At 45.5% G+C, this 18,048-nt stretch carries 17 protein-coding genes; 9 read left to right on the plus strand and 8 right to left on the minus strand.

The annotated features are described in order from the left end of the window. Nucleotides 1-56: 56 nt before the first annotated feature. Nucleotides 57-869 carry an enoyl-CoA hydratase/isomerase family protein gene (locus tag F0232_RS05690; protein ID WP_105059211.1) on the minus strand — a complete coding sequence of 271 codons (813 nt, stop codon included), beginning with the start codon at nucleotides 867-869 and terminating at the stop codon, nucleotides 57-59. 130 nt (nucleotides 870-999) lie between these two features. Between F0232_RS05690 and F0232_RS05695 the strand changes: the two genes are divergently transcribed. Both F0232_RS05695 and soxR read left to right on the plus strand, forming a co-directional pair. Continuing rightward, a complete protein-coding gene (locus F0232_RS05695; protein WP_105059212.1) occupies nucleotides 1,000-1,959 on the plus strand; it encodes a LysR family transcriptional regulator in 960 nt (319 codons plus the stop codon). A 152-nt stretch (nucleotides 1,960-2,111) separates the two neighbouring features. Next, on the plus strand, nucleotides 2,112-2,552 hold the full coding sequence (gene soxR / locus F0232_RS05700) for a redox-sensitive transcriptional activator SoxR (RefSeq protein ID WP_105059213.1): 441 nt from the start codon (nucleotides 2,112-2,114) through the stop codon (nucleotides 2,550-2,552). 17 nt (nucleotides 2,553-2,569) lie between these two features. Here soxR and F0232_RS05705 read toward each other — a convergent pair whose 3' ends face one another. Then, on the minus strand, nucleotides 2,570-3,334 hold the full coding sequence (locus F0232_RS05705) for a carbohydrate deacetylase (RefSeq protein ID WP_105059214.1): 765 nt from the start codon (nucleotides 3,332-3,334) through the stop codon (nucleotides 2,570-2,572). Between the two features lie 130 nt (nucleotides 3,335-3,464). Beyond that, nucleotides 3,465-4,793 carry a 6-phospho-beta-glucosidase gene (locus F0232_RS05710; protein ID WP_105059215.1) on the minus strand — a complete coding sequence of 443 codons (1,329 nt, stop codon included), beginning with the start codon at nucleotides 4,791-4,793 and terminating at the stop codon, nucleotides 3,465-3,467. 104 nt (nucleotides 4,794-4,897) lie between these two features. Between F0232_RS05710 and F0232_RS05715 the strand changes: the two genes are divergently transcribed. The 3 genes from F0232_RS05715 (at nucleotide 4,898) to F0232_RS05725 (ending at nucleotide 6,778) form a co-directional block, all read left to right on the plus strand. Continuing rightward, nucleotides 4,898-5,782 carry a LysR substrate-binding domain-containing protein gene (locus F0232_RS05715; RefSeq protein ID WP_105059216.1) on the plus strand — a complete coding sequence of 295 codons (885 nt, stop codon included), beginning with the start codon at nucleotides 4,898-4,900 and terminating at the stop codon, nucleotides 5,780-5,782. Nucleotides 5,783-5,858: 76 nt separating this feature from the next. Beyond that, complete coding sequence (locus F0232_RS05720) at nucleotides 5,859-6,239, plus strand: VOC family protein (RefSeq protein ID WP_105059217.1); 381 nt, start codon at nucleotides 5,859-5,861, stop codon at nucleotides 6,237-6,239. Nucleotides 6,240-6,358: 119 nt separating this feature from the next. Next, complete coding sequence (locus F0232_RS05725; RefSeq protein WP_105059218.1) at nucleotides 6,359-6,778, plus strand: globin; 420 nt, start codon at nucleotides 6,359-6,361, stop codon at nucleotides 6,776-6,778. 95 nt (nucleotides 6,779-6,873) lie between these two features. Here F0232_RS05725 and F0232_RS05730 read toward each other — a convergent pair whose 3' ends face one another. Next, nucleotides 6,874-7,644, minus strand: coding sequence for a hypothetical protein (locus F0232_RS05730; protein WP_061031851.1), 771 nt, complete (start codon nucleotides 7,642-7,644; stop codon nucleotides 6,874-6,876). A gap of 139 nt (nucleotides 7,645-7,783) precedes the next feature. Here F0232_RS05730 and F0232_RS05735 point away from each other — a divergent pair, with 139 nt between their 5' ends. Next, nucleotides 7,784-8,173, plus strand: coding sequence for a DUF4345 domain-containing protein (locus tag F0232_RS05735; RefSeq protein WP_017631181.1), 390 nt, complete (start codon nucleotides 7,784-7,786; stop codon nucleotides 8,171-8,173). Nucleotides 8,174-8,182: 9 nt separating this feature from the next. Further along, nucleotides 8,183-9,685, plus strand: coding sequence for an arylsulfatase (locus F0232_RS05740; RefSeq protein WP_105059219.1), 1,503 nt, complete (start codon nucleotides 8,183-8,185; stop codon nucleotides 9,683-9,685). 68 nt (nucleotides 9,686-9,753) lie between these two features. Here the strand turns inward: F0232_RS05740 and F0232_RS05745 are convergent, their stop codons facing one another. The 4 genes from F0232_RS05745 to F0232_RS05760 form a co-directional block, all read right to left on the minus strand. Next, nucleotides 9,754-10,779, minus strand: a complete 1,026-nt coding sequence (locus tag F0232_RS05745) for a LacI family DNA-binding transcriptional regulator (protein WP_048609306.1) — start codon at nucleotides 10,777-10,779, stop codon at nucleotides 9,754-9,756. Between the two features lie 198 nt (nucleotides 10,780-10,977). Beyond that, nucleotides 10,978-12,063: a porin gene (locus F0232_RS05750; RefSeq protein WP_105059220.1), complete on the minus strand. Its 1,086-nt coding sequence runs from the start codon at nucleotides 12,061-12,063 to the stop codon at nucleotides 10,978-10,980. Between the two features lie 248 nt (nucleotides 12,064-12,311). Next, on the minus strand, nucleotides 12,312-13,328 hold the full coding sequence (locus F0232_RS05755) for a nuclear transport factor 2 family protein (protein ID WP_061031847.1): 1,017 nt from the start codon (nucleotides 13,326-13,328) through the stop codon (nucleotides 12,312-12,314). A gap of 125 nt (nucleotides 13,329-13,453) precedes the next feature. Then, the gene (locus F0232_RS05760) at nucleotides 13,454-14,749 is read right to left on the minus strand and encodes an MFS transporter (RefSeq protein ID WP_105059221.1); all 1,296 of its coding nucleotides are present in this window, start codon (nucleotides 14,747-14,749) and stop codon (nucleotides 13,454-13,456) included. 347 nt (nucleotides 14,750-15,096) lie between these two features. On the opposite strand from F0232_RS05760, the gene F0232_RS05765 reads away from it, so the two are divergent. Beyond that, complete coding sequence (locus F0232_RS05765) at nucleotides 15,097-16,638, plus strand: sodium/solute symporter (protein WP_105059222.1); 1,542 nt, start codon at nucleotides 15,097-15,099, stop codon at nucleotides 16,636-16,638. Nucleotides 16,639-16,664: 26 nt separating this feature from the next. Beyond that, nucleotides 16,665-18,035, plus strand: a complete 1,371-nt coding sequence (locus F0232_RS05770) for an L-serine ammonia-lyase (RefSeq protein WP_105059223.1) — start codon at nucleotides 16,665-16,667, stop codon at nucleotides 18,033-18,035. The last annotated feature ends 13 nt before the right edge of the window (nucleotides 18,036-18,048 follow it).

The raw sequence follows: 18,048 nt of genomic DNA on the forward strand, positions 1-18,048 counted from the left end.
AGATAAATAGATACATAAATGGCCATCAAGCGATGGCCATTTAATTGCGTCATTGTCTATTGTGATAACTCTGCTGCGGTGTCAACGAAGATACCTTGAATGTCTTTCGCTTCACGCTCGGTTTGTCCGCCATGTTTTAGAAACGCACCGATAATTGCTGCGGTTTTTTGCTCTTTTGCGCGCTCTAAGAAGTAACGCAGTTCTAGCTCAGCGCCCGCTTGCTCATCTTTGATTGAGGCTGCGATGATCTCTTTGTACATCACGATATCACGTACTTCTAATTGACTGATCACACCGAGTGTCGCTGCTAAGAAATCCTCTACCTCAGCCTTCGGTACGAACTGCGTAATGATGTTACGGTCTTCTGCCTGCTGAGCCGTAAAGTCGTTACCAAGCAGTAAAGCTTGTAGTGCTTTGTTTTTACCCATGCGTCTTGCAAACTGCACCGCGCCTTGGCCACCGGTTGGGATGTTTACATGAATTTCAGGTTGTGCGAACGCTGAGTTTTCAGTGCCGTAAGCAAGGTCACACGCCATCACAAATTCATTACCGCCCCCACGAGCTACGCCATCAACTACCGCGACAGAGACTTGTTTCATCGCTTTAATGTTCTCAATCATATGGTTGAATTCAATCGAACCGGCTTGTCCGCCTTGTGTACCGTTGATCACATTGAGATCTAGGTGAGCCAGAAAGAAGCTCTCATGTAATGATTTAAATACAACAACCTTAGTATCACGATCATCTTTCAATGAAAGTACAAAGGCATTGATCTCGTTGATCAAGTCGAAAGTCAGTACGTTCACTGGTGGGTTGTTGATTGATACCGTTGCGATGCCATTTTGGTTAGTCACAGATAGTAGTGTCATGGGATGTTCCTCTATTAGGTCGGGACTGAATGTTGTCTCCGTTATGTGCAGCTACTATAGATTTGTAATAAGATGAGAAAAATAGTCATATTGGCACTTAATTGGTGCTCTAAATGCAACAAAGGACGTTATGGATATATCTAGTCGTTTATTATTGTTACTTGAAGTGGTTGAGCTGGGTTCGTTTGTCAAAGTGGCGGAGCAAAGAAACGTCGACCGTTCCGTTATCTCTAAACAGATCAGCCGTCTTGAAGAAGATCTGGATGTTCGGCTATTAAATCGCACCACTCGTTCGTTATCTCTGACAGCCGCAGGCAATGAGATGGTCAATCAAGCGCATCAGCTTCGTGCACTATTGAACGATACTCGACGCTTGGCGCAAAATTATCATGCAGAGCCTCGAGGATTATTAAGAATCACCAGCTCGACCATGTTCGGTCGACAATATGTTCAGCAGGCGATTGCGGTTTTCCAGAAGCAGTATCCAGATGTTGATTTTGAATTGAGACTCGAAGATCGAATCGTCGATATGGTTAAAGAGGGGTTTGATATTGGTTTCCGTATTGGTAAGCCCAAAAACTCTAGCCTAATCAGCCGTAAGATAGCCAGAAGTCGATTATTGATTGTTGCTTCACCTGAGTTCATTGCTCAGCATGGTGAGATCAACACCATCGAAAAGCTGGAGTCATTACCTGCGACTATCTATGCCGCTCCGGGTTTGTTGATCGATAAGTTTTCTTATGTCGATCAAGAGGGGCAAGCACAGCATTTTCAGCTTAATGCCGCTTATAAAGTGAATGACGTTGAGATGATTTCCAAGAGTGCGTTAACCGGTAGTACTCTCGCGGTCGTCACGGCGCAGATGATTGAAGATGAAGTACTCAGTGGTGAGTTGGTGCCTATAATGACTCACTTAAACTTGGATGACTTTGGTACTTTCTATGCGGTGTACCCACATCGAGATGCCCCCATAAAAACCAAGCTCTTTATTGATACATTGAAAACCATTGTCGGTGAAGATAAACCCGTGTGGGAGCAAGGCATTCCCGGGTTTGACGACATGTATGGTAATCAGCGAACAAAATCATAGCCATGAGAATCAATACGTTAGGTTGCTTTGTCGTTCGTATTTTGTAACCTAGTCCAGACCTAAATTTGAACCAAAACTTCAAGTTAAAGTGAACTCTATTATACTGGTCATTATCAGGATGAAACGGCTATTCAAACAGGAAGTGAAAGATCATGAGAAACATTGTATATCTCAGCATAGGCCAGTTGGCAGAGCGCAGTGGCGTGGCTCCTTCGGCCTTACGTTTTTACGAAACCAAGGGGTTGATTGCTTCGATTCGTACGAACGGAAATCAACGTCGTTATCAATCGGCGATGTTGAGACGAATTGCGTTGATCCAAGTCGCGCAGTCGATAGGCTTTACGCTGGAACAGATCACCGAAGAATTATCGACATTGCCGATGAACCATACCGCGACTAAGCGAGATTGGGAGCGCGTTGCTAAGAAGTGGCAGGGGCAACTCGACAGTAAAATGGCGCAGATTAAATCGCTACAAGAGAACTTAACAGGCTGCATCGGTTGTGGATGCTTGAGTATGCAAAAGTGCAACTTGTTAAATCCTGATGATATCTTGCATGACCAAGGGCAGGGCGCACAACGGATCGTTGAGTAGCCCTGAATTAATGTATCTTATCTGAGATCGTCGAATCCAATGCACTCAATCTGATGGTCAGCTAGCCACTGTTTTAGCTTTGGGCTAGTGAGAAGTTGATGCTCTTCGACGCGTTTATCACTGTAGCTTGATAGGGACTTAAGCTGTTCACTTGCCACTGATGAAGGGTGGCACATTAACTCAAGTACACCGTTAGGCATCATAGCTTGGTAACTCAGTAATAAATCTTTCAGGCCATTCAGCGATACGCCTTGGTCAAAGAAACGCATGTCGAAAGCATCTGGCGTTGGCACTCGCAGTGTATCTTGGCCACTCAAGATGTTATCGATTCGTCTAACTGGCAGACCAATGCGATTCACTGTGCGGGTAAACGCTGCTTTTAGAGGTTTAAACACACCACCAAAGTGATGACTGTCGATATGGTTGATCTCTAAACCGGCATCGAGGGCGGCTTGATATTGCGCGTTGAGTTCAAGCACCACCTCATCTTCATTCACATCTGATTTATCGAACAGAGTAACATTGCTAAAGAAGTGGCCGTATTCGTCGACTAAGCTCGGAACTAACTCTGGTGACGTCAATGGTTTGCCTGCGGTGACCGTAAAGTGCAAGCCAATTTCAGGGACTAAACCTTGATGATAGAGCTCAATCGCATTTTGTGTACCCGGTTGATTCATCATGATGGTGGTCGACTTAACCAAACCCTCCTTAAAGCAGTCGACGATGCCGTGGTTCACGCTTTCAGTGAGGCCGAAATCATCGGCGTTGAGTATCAATTTCATCATGACCTCTTATTAAAAGATTTGGATTCAATATCTTGAATGAACTCTGCTGTGGCTGAGCTCATTTGCTGTTATCACTGAGCTTATTAGCTGTTATAACCGAGCTTATTAGTTGCTAACAAAGGCCACATTAAGCGAGTCGATGAGCGAACGCAGGCATGAAGTCTAAGTTCTCGCGAATGGTTTCTTGCAAAGCCTCGTCGATATGCGAACCACTATCAACGATAGGGTTTAAGATCAGAGCGCGCTTTGCTATCGCGATGTCTCCTGTCATGGCTGCTTGAACGGTCAGGGTTTCAAACTCTTTCATCTGTTGAATTAAGCGCAGCGTGTCGCTATCAAAAGGTTCAACGTTGAGTGGCAGGATCGCACTGCTAGTGATTACCGAACTTACTTCTACAGCACAGTCATCGGGTAATCCTTGAATCGCACCATTGTTGCGAGTGTTGACGTGCATGATAGAACGTTTGTTGTTGTGAATACTGCTCATCAGCTCACAGGCCGCTTCAGAGTAGTAAGCGCCACCACGTTCTTCTAACAATTTAGGCTTGGTATCGAGCATGGGATCTTTGTAGATCTCCAATAACTGCTGTTCAACCTTGGCAACTAAGTCTGCGCGATTGGTGCTGTTTTCAGATGCAGCAAACTCTTTGTCTAAGATGTCTCTGGATTGGTAGTAGTAACGTAGGTAAGCACAAGGAACGATGTTCAGAGAACGAATCAGTTCAGCATCCCATTCAAAGGGTGGGATGTTCTTTGGCATCATTTGATCGTTACCACCAAGGAGTTGCTCGATGAGTTCTCCTAATTTATCTTCTCCTTTATGAAGCACCTTACGAGCCCAAACTAGGTGGTTTAATCCGGCGATTTGCATCGTCATATCTTTACGTTCTGCACCAAGCATTTTCGCCGCGCCTAGCTCCATGTTGACGGGAACGTTACATAGACCAACGGTTTTAATGGTTGAGTGCTTAATCAGTGCTTCCGTTACCATGCCTGATGGGTTGGTGAAGTTGAGTAACCATGCATTCGGACACAGTTCTTCCATCTCTTTCGCTATCTCGAGTGCAATCGGAATGGTTCGGCAAGCATTAGAGAAGCCACCCAAGCCATTGGTCTCTTGGCCGATCATACGATATTTCAGAGCAATCCTCTCGTCGCGTAGTCTGGCTTCCATTCTTCCGGCGCGAAATTGAGAGCAGACAAAATCCGCGTCTTTCAGGGCTGCTTTTCGATCTGTGGTGAGGTGAACATTAATCACACAGCCCGATTTGTTTATCATTCGCTTGGTGAGCGCCGCGATTATTTCTGCTTTTTCCATGCCTTGTTCGATATCGACTAACCACAGATCAGAGATAGGTAATTCGTGATGGCGCTTGAGCAGTCCTTCAACGAGCTCTGGGGTGTAACTTGAGCCACCACCAATCACGGTTACTTTGAGTATTTGATTCTGTTGCATGCTGTTCACCATTTAATGTTGTAGATTACTTGGTTTAATTTATATGATGGTTACATACACCGACAAACCAGTTGTGATGACTTATGAATTAGTGAGGTTAATGCATGGGGCTATTCGAAAATCGCCAACAAACGCTGTCACTGTTGCACACCTTTAGTGTTGCGGCTAAACATCTAAGTTTTACACTTGCCGCCGATGAGCTCTTCTTAACTCAGGGAGGGGTCAGCCATCGCATCAAAAAACTCGAACAACAACTGAAGTTCAATCTGTTTGTGCGCAAGACAAGAAAGCTCGAACTGACGCCAGAAGGTCAGCGCGTGTTATCCATGTTGAACGTGTCGTTTGAGTCTATCTTTTCCGAACTCATGGATATTCAAACGGGTGAGCTTAGTGGGGAGTTGTACATCGCGACATCGCCTTATTTTGCTTCCTCGTGGTTAATGCCGCGCTTGCCAGAATTCAGACGCTTGTATCCGAATCTAAGCATCAAACTGCAAACCAAACAGAGCCAGTCAGACTTCCAGTTTGAACCTTATGACGTGGCAATCTTCTATAGCGAAGGTCATTACCCAAACCATTACAGTGAGCGATTATTCAGTGGAGTAAGAACCCCAGTGTGCAGCCCTGAATACGCGAAACGCTTCAAACTAGACCAAGGCATTCAACACTTAGACGATGTTCGTTTCATTCACAGTGGCGATATCACTGCGTGGCAACGTTGGTTGTATGAAGCTCAAAGTGATACCAATTGCGCACTTCAGTGTGACTATTACAGCGATAACCGCTTGGCGATGGATGCGGCGATATTATCGATGGGGTTGGCACTAGGGCGGTTAGAGTTCATGGCACCGCAGATTGAACAAGGCTTGTTGGTCGCACCTCTTATGAGCATTGAATCGGGCAAAGGATATGATTTAGTGTGTCCGAAAGGCATGGAGCAACGAACTAAGTTTCAGGTGTTTGCTCAATGGGTTAAGCAACAGTTGTGACCGAATTGCGTGCCTAGACAAACACAAACTATAGGTCTAGTGTAGGTGGTTCTTTCAATAAAAGAAGAGGTTAGTTATGTTCAGCCATGTTTTTCTCGGTACCGAAGATATTGAACGCGCGAAGGCTTTTTATGACCCAATCATGAAAGTGCTTGGTTACAGTGAAGGTTCCGTTGACCCTAAAGGGCGCTGTGTTTACGTTAGCCAAACTGGTGTATTAGGTTTAACCAAACCGATTGATGGTCAGCCTGCAACGCACGGCAATGGTATGACGATCGGCTTCCTAGCGTCTTCTCCTGAACTGGTGGACGAATGGCATCGAGTTGGCGTCGAAAATGGCGGCACCAGTATTGAAAACGGCCCCGGAGCGAGAGGTTCTGACGAGCGTCGTTTGTACATGGCTTATTTGCGAGATCCTGATGGAAACAAGATCTGTGCAACTCACTTTATGCCGTAGTATATGTTATGCCATAGTGGCGTATGCTTAGATCATATTGATGGTTCGGAGTTGGCGAAGTTGCGGCTCTGAACTTGTTAGCTTCCCGAAGACTCAATATTTTGCAAAGGACTGGCTAGATGAAACCGAATGAACTGTTTTATGAAAGCTTTGAGCGCTGCCGGATTGACCAAGAATTTTTGGAGAGCTTTCTGGCGGATTTTTGCGAGCATAACCCAAGATTTTCAGAACGTTTTGAAAAGATAGGGTTAGAGCAGCAAACCAAGATGCTTAAAGCTTCGATCATCCTTATCTATAACTCTGCTGGTCTACCGAGCGTACGAAACTCGGTGAAAAAGCTTGGGAAGCGACATAAAGATTTAGGAATGGATATTTCCGAAACTGAGCTCAACGAGTGGTTCAATTCGTTACTCAATACGGTTAAAAAATACGACCCTCACTATGATGAAAGCGTCGAACAAGCTTGGACAGAAACTCTCGAAGCAGGCTTAACTATCATGAAGAAAGAGTGTGTTGTGCCAGGTCCTGTGAATCAATAGGTAAGTCACCAGCAGCTTTTCTTGAAAGGTAGACTTCGTTTGAGAGGTAAGCCATGAATCAGGCTTACCTCAATTCTCAACCTTTTGACTCCTCATTAAAAATGAGCAGCCCAACCAATCAGGAACCCTTGCGATGCGGTATCGTATTCAAAGGTGCCCTTGTTTTCGTAATCAACCCAGGTCGATTTGTAGGCAACATTTAAGTCAGACCAACTGTTTATTTGGTATCGCACGCCAGTTAGCAGAGATGAAGTAAAGTTGGTGTCACTGCCAAGCCCTGCATCAATAGTTGCGTGATACTTCCAATCCTTATTGATCTGCGTTATCCATCTCACACCTATTTGGTAGTCAACCCAATCTTCATCGAGTGATCGGTCTGTACTTAGCTTACCACCTGAACCGTAAAGCTTGGCATCAATGTCGTTATCCCACCAACGAAGCCCAAACAGATAATCAATCGAGCCAAAATCGTATTGGTAGCGCTTAAACCCCTTCACATCTAAAACACCTTGTCGGATATCAAGATTGCCTTTCAATACCTCTAGGTTGCTACCTAAAACTGAGTTCGTTTTTCCGCTTAACTTCATGAAGCTGTAGTCAATGTAATAGCCCCACTGATTGTCATAGATACCCTCTAAACGCACCATTGCGGTCATATCAAGATGATCCATGATGAATGCAGGATCCACATCGACATCAGCAGACAAATCACCAATGGTACTGTCTCCGCGGATATTGAGTGCGAGCGCGTAAATTTCGAAGCTATGTTGCCACTTTTTTGTATCCGCTTGTTCGTTTGCTTCCTGAGCATTTACGGTTGAACTGGCAGCCAATGCTGATGCGAGTAGGTAACGCCATTTAGCCATATTGATATCCCTATATTCGATGTGAAACTGCGCCTTAGTGAATGAGTGGATCTTTGATTTACTTTGCTTATATGCAACTTGTATATCCCTGATTGTAGACTATGTTTTTTTTAAAGAGCCAAATTTTGAGAGTAAGGGTATGAAGCCACAAAGTATTTTCTTGTTAGTTGCTGTTGTGGGACTAACACCTATTGCGCTGTCTTATGGCTATGCGCCAGTTGTCTCTCTTGATTACCTTTTTGGGATCGATGCTAGCCCCATTAATGTGACTCATATCTTTCGTGCAGTGATGGGGCTTTATTTGGCTCTGGCGTTGTTTTGGGTGTTTGGCGCACTGTTCAAAAAGTATCGACTGCCAGCGCTCTATAGTTTGGTGGTATTCATGTTGGGTTTGGCTGCCGGACGAGTCATCAGTTTGGTGGTGGATGGCATGCCGCATTGGCTACTTTTCGTCTATCTGATCTTGGAACTGGGCTTTGGCTTAGTCGGTTTAAAAATGATTCATAACGAGCAATCTGAAACAGTATAAGGACATTCTATGAAAAGGATTTTCCATCTTCTTATTCTGAGTGTGTTGAGTAGCGTTTCGCTATCAACATGGTCAGCTCAAGAGCAGCCTAACATTTTTGTAATTTTTACTGATGACATTGGTATTTCAAACCTCAGTGCTTACCACAACGGAGTGATGAGTAGTGAAACACCGAACATCGACAGCATTGCCGAGAAGGGAATGCTACTGACAGATTATTATGCGCAGCCATCGTGTACGGCTGGGCGCTCTGCATTCTTAACGGGGCAGTTACCAGTGCGAACGGGTATGCATACGGTGGGCTTACCGGGTGGGCCTGTTGGGCTGCATGCGGATACGCCAACACTACCAGAAATCCTCAAAACCATGGGTTACGTGACAGGTCAGTTTGGTAAAAACCACTTAGGTGACCGTGATGAGTTCTTACCAACAATGCACGGCTTCGATGAGTATTGGGGCTGGTTGTATCACCTGAATGCGATGGAATACACCGAAGATCCAGACTGGCCAAAAGACGGTTCGTTAGATGCTTTTGCGCCTCGCAATGTGATTTACGCGAAATCCGATGGCAAAGGCGGACAAACCATTGAAGACGATGGCGCGCTAACTATCGAGCGTATGCGCACACTAGATGATGAAGTAAATAAACACGCGATCAACTTCATCGAAAGGGCGGTTGAAGCGGATAAGCCATTCTTCACTTGGTACTGTCCATCACGTGGTCACGTTTGGACGCACCTTTCACCTGAATACGAAGCCATGCTTGGTCAGAATGGGTGGGGACTTCAAGAAGTGGTGATGAAAGATCTTGATGATCATGTTGGCGAGATGATGGCGAAGATGGAGGAGCTCGGCATTGCTGATAACACCATCATTATTTTCACGGCTGATAATGGCCCCGAAATCATGACTTGGCCTGATGGTGGTATGACACCATACCACGGTGAGAAAGGCACGACTTGGGAAGGTGGCGTTCGTGCTCCAGCTCTCGTTAGTTGGCCAGGTAAGATTCCAGCGGGTAGTGTGGGTAACGGCATCTTTGATGGTATGGACTGGCTACCGACACTTGTTGCAGCTGCGGGGGGCCCTGCCGATCTGAAAGAGAAAATGCTAAAAGGTCACGATGGCTTTAAAGCACACCTCGATGGTTATAACCAGGTCGATATGTTGACGGAAAAAGGTGAGTCGAATCGTAAAGAGATTTACTACTACGAACGAGATAAGCTACAAGCGGTTCGAGTAGGAGATTGGAAGGCGCACTTCATCGTGCAAAATCACGGTTGGAGTGGTCCTAAAGAAGAGCTAAACGCCCCATTACTGTTTAACTTGCGCCGTGACCCATATGAGCGAGCGGCAGAAGAATCGGGCATGTACTTGAAGTGGATGGGACAAAAAATGTGGGCATTTGGCCCGGCTCAAGCGGCGGTACAGCAACACCTAGCGACCTTCAAAGAGTGGCCACCTAAGACGCCAGAAACTCAGCCAGACAATACCGGTGGTGTGGGTAACTAGTTAAACATCATAAAAAATCCCGCTCACACTGAGCGGGATTTTTATTTGAATGCGTCTTAACGTTGGTTCTATTTTAGTGTCGTGTTTCGTTCAATGAACTTCACTGGCACCATCAGCTTAACCAAGCTAGTGTCTTGCTCTTGAATCTGGCTAACGACAATTTTCACGGATTCACGTGCAAGGCGTCTGAAATCTTGCTTGAAGGTAGTGAGTTGGTAGTTCAACCATTGAGTCTGTGGAATATCATCAAAACCAATCACTTGAAGATCTTCTGGAATACGCAGGTTGAACTCTAAGCGCGCCACATCCATTACCGCCATCGCCAGGTTATCTGTCGCACAGAAAATCGCTTGAGGATGTGTGGGTTCTGAAAACAGAGTCCGAATGGTATCTAGAGCATCAAGGTAGTCATAATCAGCTTCAATAACACGAGCTTGCTTGCCCGTGAGATCTTCGAATTCTGAGCAAAAGCCCGATTCACGCTCGCCGTTGGTGTAGGTTGGTACGTTACCTGTCAGGTAAACCGCTGACTTTGTTCCTACGCTATGTAAATGCTGAGCGGCGACTTGGCCTGCGGCGTAGTTGTCACTCACCACATGGCTACTCTTAGTCCCTTCAACAACACGTGCAAACTGGACGATAGGGATGTCGAACTCTTCACACTCTTCATAAAGTGACTTATTAAAGGTCGCAGAAGCAGCAATTACGCCATCAACTCGGTATTGGAAGATATTAGGGATCGAGTGGTTGTCGTTTCCATCAACTTGCCAAGGAATCAATACCGCAGAGTAACCCTGCTTTTGTAGCTCAGTAGAGATAAGCTGCAGAGTTTTCATGTGGATAGGGTAGTCGGCATCTGGGAAAACTAAGCCAATCAATTTGGACTCATTTGTCGTCAGACTGCGGGCAAAGGCATTGGGACGATAATTCAACGATTTTGCTGCATCGAACACTTTCTGCTTGGTCTTTTCAGACACTGAACTGCCCGGGACAAATACACGAGATACAGTTGATTGAGAAACGCCAGCAAGCTTAGCGACATCTTTAGAGGTGACGGTTGGCTTTGACGCCGTGGAGTGTTTTGGAGAGCTCATAGACCATACTTTTGAACCAAATTGATTGTGCATAGAGTAACATAATTAGGTACGTACTCAAAAATACAATATGCCATGATTGGATGAGAAATAAGGGTTAATAGAGAGTGTTGAATATTATTCTGGGTATGACCCAAAAAAGCTCTGCGTTAACAGCAGAGCTTTGTTTAAAGAATTTATGAATCGACTAACTGGGCGTTAGAAGTAGTAACGAATACCTGCAGCGAACTGGTCGTCTCTGTTTTCGAATTTATTGCCAACGAGCTGATCTTTACCTAGGTCGAATTGGTATTCAGTCCAAACTAGGAATTTGTTCTTCTGGAAGTGGTATTCAACACCAGGAATAAGCAGGTTACGCTCATAGCCATCTGTTTGGTCATCACGATCTTCCATGTAGTTGTAGTTCAACGTAGGGCGTAGGCCATTGTCGAAGTGGTAGTACGTGTAGATTTCACCACCTAGGGTATCGAACATTACATCCGTACCGCCTTGGCTTACTGCTTCCCAGTTTTCGCCAACATGGAAAGTGGCACCTGCGTAGAAGCCACCGTTGCTGTAGTTCGCACCCAACAACATAATACGCATGTTGTCGCCGTCTTCTACGCCGATTACGCCTGCACCTAAGTCGGTAACTTCATTTTGATGATAAGCCGCCCCAAGTGTTACACCGTCAGCAGGTTTGTAAGTGATCGACGCACCCATACCGTTTTTCAATGAAACTGTCGCATTACTCGCTAGTGCAACATCTTCACGTGTGGTTTGGTAAGTGAAGCCGTAGCTTACTTGGTCGTTGATTGAGTTACGGTAAGTTATGGAGTTTTCTGCTCGACCTGTACCAGATGCAATACCCCAGTCAGAAAGGTTGTAAACACCTGAGCCGCGAGTACCGAAGACACGACCTAAGTCGGTGTACCATGCTACGTCATAAAAAGTAGACCACTGCTTAGTACCCGCAGCAATCTTGCCGTACTTGTCGTGCTCTACGCCAGCGTATAGAAGTCGGTCGTAAATATTGTCGCCGTTCGCACCAGAGTTGTAACCCCATTCGGCATGGCCAAAGCCAGTCCAACCGTTGTCTAGACCCATTTGACCTTTAAGGCCGAAACGAGAACTACCGCTGTTCCATTCACCGTTGTGGTCGCCGCCCTTATCTTGGTAACGAACGTCAAAACGACCGTCTAAAGTAAGGCTATCGCCCGCGTCATTGGTAAAAGTGTGTGCAGCAAAAGCAGAACCCGATGTAAGTGCTGTCAGAATCACTGCAGAAAGAATCGACTTGTTCATTGTTATTCTCTTTATTCAGGCCGCAGAAAGCCACCGTGCTTTCAAGCCCGTTATATTAGTAATGGTTTGGCAGGGTGTACCCCATCCATGAGGCACGAGTTGATTCAATTATTAGTGGAGCAATAATGAATGGTGTGGAGCACTTACTAGGAGCGATAAGGGTCTCCTAGTAAGCGTAGCAACTTAAACTAGATGTCCATTTAGGTTGCCACTATTTCGTTTCAATCTTTGGGATTAAAGCCTTTCATTTACAGCGTTGGGTTCATGATGGTTGAAGTGCGTTCGAACACATCTAGACCTTGCTGTTGTAGCCAGTAAGGAAGGTCGATAAGAACCCAGTTTTCAGACAGTTTGTCACCGTCACGGTAGTAAACGTCAACCACTTGCATGTTTGCGCGTACTTCACCGCCAGTCATACCTAGGAAGCCGCCTGTTGGTGTGTTTGATAGGTTTGGCCAACCGAAGAAACAAGAGAAGTTACCTTCAGCGAAACGACAAACGTGGCCGTTGAACTTCTTGTCTTTCAGGTTGTTACGGAAAGGAAGTTGGTGCTGCTGTTGGTAGCGAGGAATTGTGTAAGACGCGCCGATACCACATGGGCCGTACCAAATCATGTCTTTTGACCAGCTTTTCTCTAGTACTTCTGGTGGGCAGCCCATCGCGCCGCTGTCGTTAAGAGCAGATAGGTCATCAACCATTTTGTTTACTAGAGCAAGAGTCGCAACGCCTTCTTCTGGAGCTGCATCTTCAAACAACAGACCGTCGTGGTTGCGTGGGCCAGGGTATACGAAGTGCTTACCTGTTGATGGTGGTAGTGGGTAGCAACCCGCTTGGTCCATCATGCCTAGTAGGTCTAGGAACAAGCCTGTTTTCGTGATTTTGCCGTCAACAACACAGTTAAATTCTGCGTAACGAACGTTCATGATCTTGCCAGTAGGGCGCATGCCTAGGTACTCAGCGTCGAACAGACCCATGAAGTGACCCATGCTCATTACCCAAATCTCATCTGGGTTAACTTCGTTGTTACCGCCGATGAAGATGTCTTGACGACGCTGCATGCGAGTCATCGACTTCATCATTGGCGCCCAGAAAACGTCAGCTGCTGCTTGTGCGCCTTCTTGCTCACGAAATGGGTAAACACCGCGCCACAAGTAATCTTCAGAAGTGTGTGCTTTTAAAACGTCAGCAACGTTTTCGTGAGTTGCGTTTTCCATTGCATCAAAGTATTCGCGAACAATGCGTTTAGCTTCTTGATATTTAGACATAATAATTTCTCTTTGTGTTGTCGAGTCAACATTCGGAACAGGACTCGATTCGGATTTTGATGCCGGCTGACTGATCAGCCGGCTTTAAATTTTTCGTATTTGAAATTCAGTTTACGAGTTTCGAATTAAGCTTTTGCAGCTTCCGCTTTTTTGCTTTTATCGAAGATGCCGCCTTTCAGTGTTTCTGGCAGTGTTAGCCATAGAAGACCAGCAAGGATCCATACGATTGGAGAACCCCACATCGCAGTTTGTAGGTCGGTACGCTCTTGAATGAAGATAAGTACCATTGGCGCCCACATACCCAGGATACGACCACCGTGGAACAGCGCTGCGCCGTAGCTACGTAGGTGTGCTGGGAACAGTTCAGAGAAGTAACCACCCCATACTGCTGAAGAAGACAGGCCGAAGTTGTAGATAAGACCTAGGATAGCCAGCATGTTTAAGCTGCCGATCATCACATCGCTTGGTGCCACGAAGAATACTGAAGCCATTACACCAGCAAGAATGAAACCAAACGCGTTTACTTTACGACCGTACTTATCCGCGATTGCACCCCATACCCAAGCACCGAATAGAGAACCGAATGCCGAGATAGAGAAGATGATGCCGATAGTTGCACCATCAAACTGGCGAACTTCTTTTAGGTACGTTGTCACGAAGCCTGAAAAGAATTGGTAGCCGTAGAAGTTAAGGCCAGCCAGTAATAGACAAGTGATGGTTAGCTTACGGTAAGGTGCGCTTAGCATTTCACCCCAAGAGCCTTTCTTCGCAGGCGTATTTGCCCCTTCAGCTTCTGCTTGCTCTTCTTCACCGTAAGCGATCACTTTCTTGTCGCTAGGCAGGATGAAGATCATCAGTGCTGCTGCAACTAGAGGAGGAATACCACCTACCCACATTAGGCTCTGCCAAGGTGCGTCAATGCTAGAAATGAATGCTGCGTACGCACCCATTGCCATCAGAGCAACAGAGAACATCGAAGAAGCAAATGCGGTTAACTTGCCGCGAACCGTTGGCGTAAATAGGCCAATCATCAGGCTTACCGCTACTGTGAAGTAACCACCTAAAGAAATACCGATAATGAAACGCATCGCTGCCCACATAGCGTAGTCAGTAAACATCATGTTGATGATGGTTGCGCCGCCGTTCAGTGCGGTGATGACAATAAGAGTCGATTTCTTACCAAAGTTTGATGCCACCCATGCACAGCTTAGAGCACCAATAAGTGCACCAACCGACTGCCATGTATAGAACTGGGCAGTATCCGCTAAGTTAATACCATCATACGCATCAACGATGTATGGGCGTACGTAGTCAATAATTACAAAGTTATAACAATAGAAAAAGTAACCCACTAGAATTGCTAGATATGCGGCTACCCTTTGAATCATAGGAACTTCGCTCATGTGTTTTTTAGTAGTCATGACCGATAAACCTTTATTTTTTATAGGGTGTTTGTAGTTTTGATTATTGTGTGGTGATTATTAATCTTCATCACACCGTTTTCATTTCGGGAGAGATAATAGAATTTTTATGGTTATTAGATCCGTGATCAAAGTCAATTTTGAAATGAGTGCGTACCCACTTTGTGTTTTTTAGTGATCTGGATCCCGTTAGAACATGTTTTTGAGTTTTTGGGACATTTTGAGCGTTTATTCGTCTATGTTAGTGATAATACTCACACTTACTGTGGGTTTTTGAGGGAAAATATCCAATTTTGAGTAATATTGGCGGCGAATGATTTGCGACAGACAATAAACGGAATCTAAAAATGGTTACGTACTCAAGCTTTGTGGTTATTGCTCTTTATGTATTAACTACTTTATTTATCAGCTACTTAGTAAACAAGCGCTATAGCGTTGGTGGCGATTTTTCAACTGGTGGAAAACAATTTGGTTGGTTTACGGCGGGTGTGTCGATTCTTGCAACCTACATCAGTGCAATGACGTTCGTCGGTATGCCGGGCTGGGTTTATAGCTCAGGCATGGAAGCGATGAGTGTTCATCTTAATTACCCAATAGTGATCTTTTTCGCTGTGGTTTTCTTTGTTCCTGTGTTTTACAAGCTCGGCTTGACCTCTATCTATGAATACCTAGAGCACCGCTTTGGCGTTGTTGCTCGCACGATCAATTCGATTGTGTTTATTGTGGTTCAGTGCATTTCGGCTGGAGTGATTCTGTATGCGGTTGCCCTGATCTTGGTGCAAGTGCTACCGATAGGTATCTCAGAGGCGATTATCTACATCAGTTTGTTCACCGCGTTATACACCTATGCCGGTGGTATCTCGACAGTAATATGGACTGACATGCTTCAGTCAGCAGTGCTGATTATTGGCAGCATTGCGATTTTTGGTTTATTGCTGATGAAGATTGATGCGGGTGAGGCGCTGTCTCCAGAGCATCTAGAGATCATCAACCTTGATTTCGACTTGGGTGTTGATACCACATTGTGGGCAGGTTTAGTTGCTGTGAGCTTCTTACACCTGAGTGTATATGGTACTAACCAATTGATTATTCAAAGAACACTCGCGACTAAGTGTGTTAAAACCGCACAAAAATCCATGCTGCTTTGCGGCTATGGCGCGTTCTTTGTTTATCTGTTCTTTGCTGTGATGGGCGTGTTACTGAGCGTTTTTTATCAAGACAGCAGTTTTGAGAACAGCAACGAAGTGATCCTCGATTTTGTTTTCAACCACACCAACCCAATCATTGTTGGTTTGGTGATTTCGGCTCTTTCTGCTGCGGCAATGTCGACACTGGATTCGACGTATAACTCAATGGCAACCGTGGCAACGTTCGATTTTTATAAGCGCTTTTTCCGTAAATCAGCTTCCGATACACATTACGAATCGGTAGCAAGAAAAATGAGCCTGGTCGCTGCGGCTTCGGTTGTTGTGCCTGCATTACTGGCGGTCTCGAATGAATCTGTACTCAAAACGATTGCTAGCTTAACTTCGATTTTTGTCGGTATTCGCCTTGGCTCTTTCATCCTAGGTTTGTTCTTCAAGCGAGCGAATGAAAAAGGGGTGATTGCAGGCAGTATCGGTAGTGTCGTAGTGGTATTTATTGCCAAATACAGTGGCATCTCTTGGCCTTGGTTTGCCTTGATTGGCACGGTGGTTTTCTTAGTGTTAGGTGTTGTTGTGAGCCATTTCTGGGGAGAGGTGACACAACAGCAAAACGAATTTATCGCCAAGCAAAAGCACTTGTTCGCTAAGCCTACCGCGAGTCATTACGGCTTGTTGGTCTTTGCTGTTGTGACGATCGCTGCTTGTATTGTTATCCCTGATTGGCTTTATGCCGCTCTTTCTTAATTGACCGATTCTTTACTGGTATAACTATGTTATCGATCTTTGATATCTACAAAATTGGTGTGGGGCCATCGAGCTCACACACTAACGGCCCAATGATTGCGGGTTTCCATTTCACTCACTTAATCGCAGACAGAATCACAGAGGTGGTTCGTGTTCAGGTCGATCTTTATGGTTCGTTATCGTTAACCGGAATAGGTCACCATACCGATAGAGCGACCATTTTGGGTTTGCTTGGTAATAAGCCAGACACGATTAAGATCACTAGCGCTAATGAAGCGATGCGACGCGCTATCGACAGTGGTGAAATGCAATTGAGTGGCAGCCACGCGATTGGCTTTAACTACCAAACCGACATGCTCTTTCACGAAGACAATCTGCCCCTGCATGAAAACGGCATGATGATTACCGCGTTTGATCAAGCTGGAAAGGTAATTGTCGATGAAACCTACTACTCGATTGGTGGTGGTTTTATCGCAACTGCAGATGAGCTGCAAAACGGCACCAAAACTCAATCAGTCGAGGTGGCTTACCCTTTCAAGAATGCCGATGAAATGCTTAAACAAGCTGAAGACAACGGCATGAGCCTAGGTGGAATGATTCTGAAAAATGAGTCGGCCTTCCAAGATTCTGATGCGATTGCAGAAAAGGCAGACCAGATCTGGCGCGTGATGTCGCGTTGTATGGAACGTGGTTTTGAGACTGAAGGTATTCTAGATGGCGGTTTGAACGTCACTCGCCGTGCGCCAAACCTATTGAAAAAGCTAGAAGCGAATGCAGCCGTTGAAAACGACCCGATGGAAATCATGGATTGGATTAACTTGTTTGCCTTTGCCGTGAGTGAAGAAAACGCGGCTGGTGGTCAAGTAGTTACATCTCCAACCAATGGCGCGGCGGGCGTGATTCCTGCGGTATTGATGTATTACCATCGCTTTATTAAAGAGTTGGATACCAAGCAGCTCAAAGACTTCTTAGCTGTATCGGGTGCGATTGGTATTTTGTACAAAGCCAACGCTTCGATTTCGGGTGCCGAAGTAGGGTGCCAAGGAGAGGTGGGCGTTTCATCTTCTATGGCGGCTGCAGGTTTAACTGCCCTGCGCGGTGGTAGTAATGAGCAGATTTGTATTGCTGCAGAGATTGCGATGGAACATTCACTCGGTATGACATGTGACCCAATTGGTGGCTTAGTACAAGTACCGTGTATTGAACGAAATGCTATGGGTGCGATGAAGGCGATTAATGCGTCTCGCATGGCATTGAAACGCAATAGCAAATCTTTGATATCGTTGGATAAGGTCATCGCGACCATGTATCAAACGGGTAAAGACATGAACAAGAAATATCGTGAAACGTCACTCGGTGGTTTAGCTTTGATCCATCTAGCTCACCCTTGTGAATAGAAAGCGTAATTAA

The sequence above is a fragment of the Vibrio sp. T3Y01 genome, assembly GCF_013114525.1.
GTDB classification, from domain to species: Bacteria; Pseudomonadota; Gammaproteobacteria; order Enterobacterales; family Vibrionaceae; genus Vibrio; species Vibrio chagasii_B.

Excerpts from the sequence above, each read along its gene's own strand:
- F0232_RS05690 (WP_105059211.1), bottom strand. The coding sequence starts at position 869 with ATGACACTACTATCTGTGACTAACCAAAATGGCATCGCAACGGTATCA.
- F0232_RS05695 (WP_105059212.1), top strand. The coding sequence starts at position 1,000 with ATGGATATATCTAGTCGTTTATTATTGTTACTTGAAGTGGTTGAGCTG.
- soxR (WP_105059213.1), top strand. The coding sequence starts at position 2,112 with ATGAGAAACATTGTATATCTCAGCATAGGCCAGTTGGCAGAGCGCAGT.
- F0232_RS05705 (WP_105059214.1), bottom strand. The coding sequence starts at position 3,334 with ATGAAATTGATACTCAACGCCGATGATTTCGGCCTCACTGAAAGCGTG.
- F0232_RS05710 (WP_105059215.1), bottom strand. The coding sequence starts at position 4,793 with ATGCAACAGAATCAAATACTCAAAGTAACCGTGATTGGTGGTGGCTCA.
- F0232_RS05715 (WP_105059216.1), top strand. The coding sequence starts at position 4,898 with ATGGGGCTATTCGAAAATCGCCAACAAACGCTGTCACTGTTGCACACC.
- F0232_RS05720 (WP_105059217.1), top strand. The coding sequence starts at position 5,859 with ATGTTCAGCCATGTTTTTCTCGGTACCGAAGATATTGAACGCGCGAAG.
- F0232_RS05725 (WP_105059218.1), top strand. The coding sequence starts at position 6,359 with ATGAAACCGAATGAACTGTTTTATGAAAGCTTTGAGCGCTGCCGGATT.
- F0232_RS05730 (WP_061031851.1), bottom strand. The coding sequence starts at position 7,644 with ATGGCTAAATGGCGTTACCTACTCGCATCAGCATTGGCTGCCAGTTCA.
- F0232_RS05735 (WP_017631181.1), top strand. The coding sequence starts at position 7,784 with ATGAAGCCACAAAGTATTTTCTTGTTAGTTGCTGTTGTGGGACTAACA.
- F0232_RS05740 (WP_105059219.1), top strand. The coding sequence starts at position 8,183 with ATGAAAAGGATTTTCCATCTTCTTATTCTGAGTGTGTTGAGTAGCGTT.
- F0232_RS05745 (WP_048609306.1), bottom strand. The coding sequence starts at position 10,779 with ATGAGCTCTCCAAAACACTCCACGGCGTCAAAGCCAACCGTCACCTCT.
- F0232_RS05750 (WP_105059220.1), bottom strand. The coding sequence starts at position 12,063 with ATGAACAAGTCGATTCTTTCTGCAGTGATTCTGACAGCACTTACATCG.
- F0232_RS05755 (WP_061031847.1), bottom strand. The coding sequence starts at position 13,328 with ATGTCTAAATATCAAGAAGCTAAACGCATTGTTCGCGAATACTTTGAT.
- F0232_RS05760 (WP_105059221.1), bottom strand. The coding sequence starts at position 14,749 with ATGACTACTAAAAAACACATGAGCGAAGTTCCTATGATTCAAAGGGTA.
- F0232_RS05765 (WP_105059222.1), top strand. The coding sequence starts at position 15,097 with ATGGTTACGTACTCAAGCTTTGTGGTTATTGCTCTTTATGTATTAACT.
- F0232_RS05770 (WP_105059223.1), top strand. The coding sequence starts at position 16,665 with ATGTTATCGATCTTTGATATCTACAAAATTGGTGTGGGGCCATCGAGC.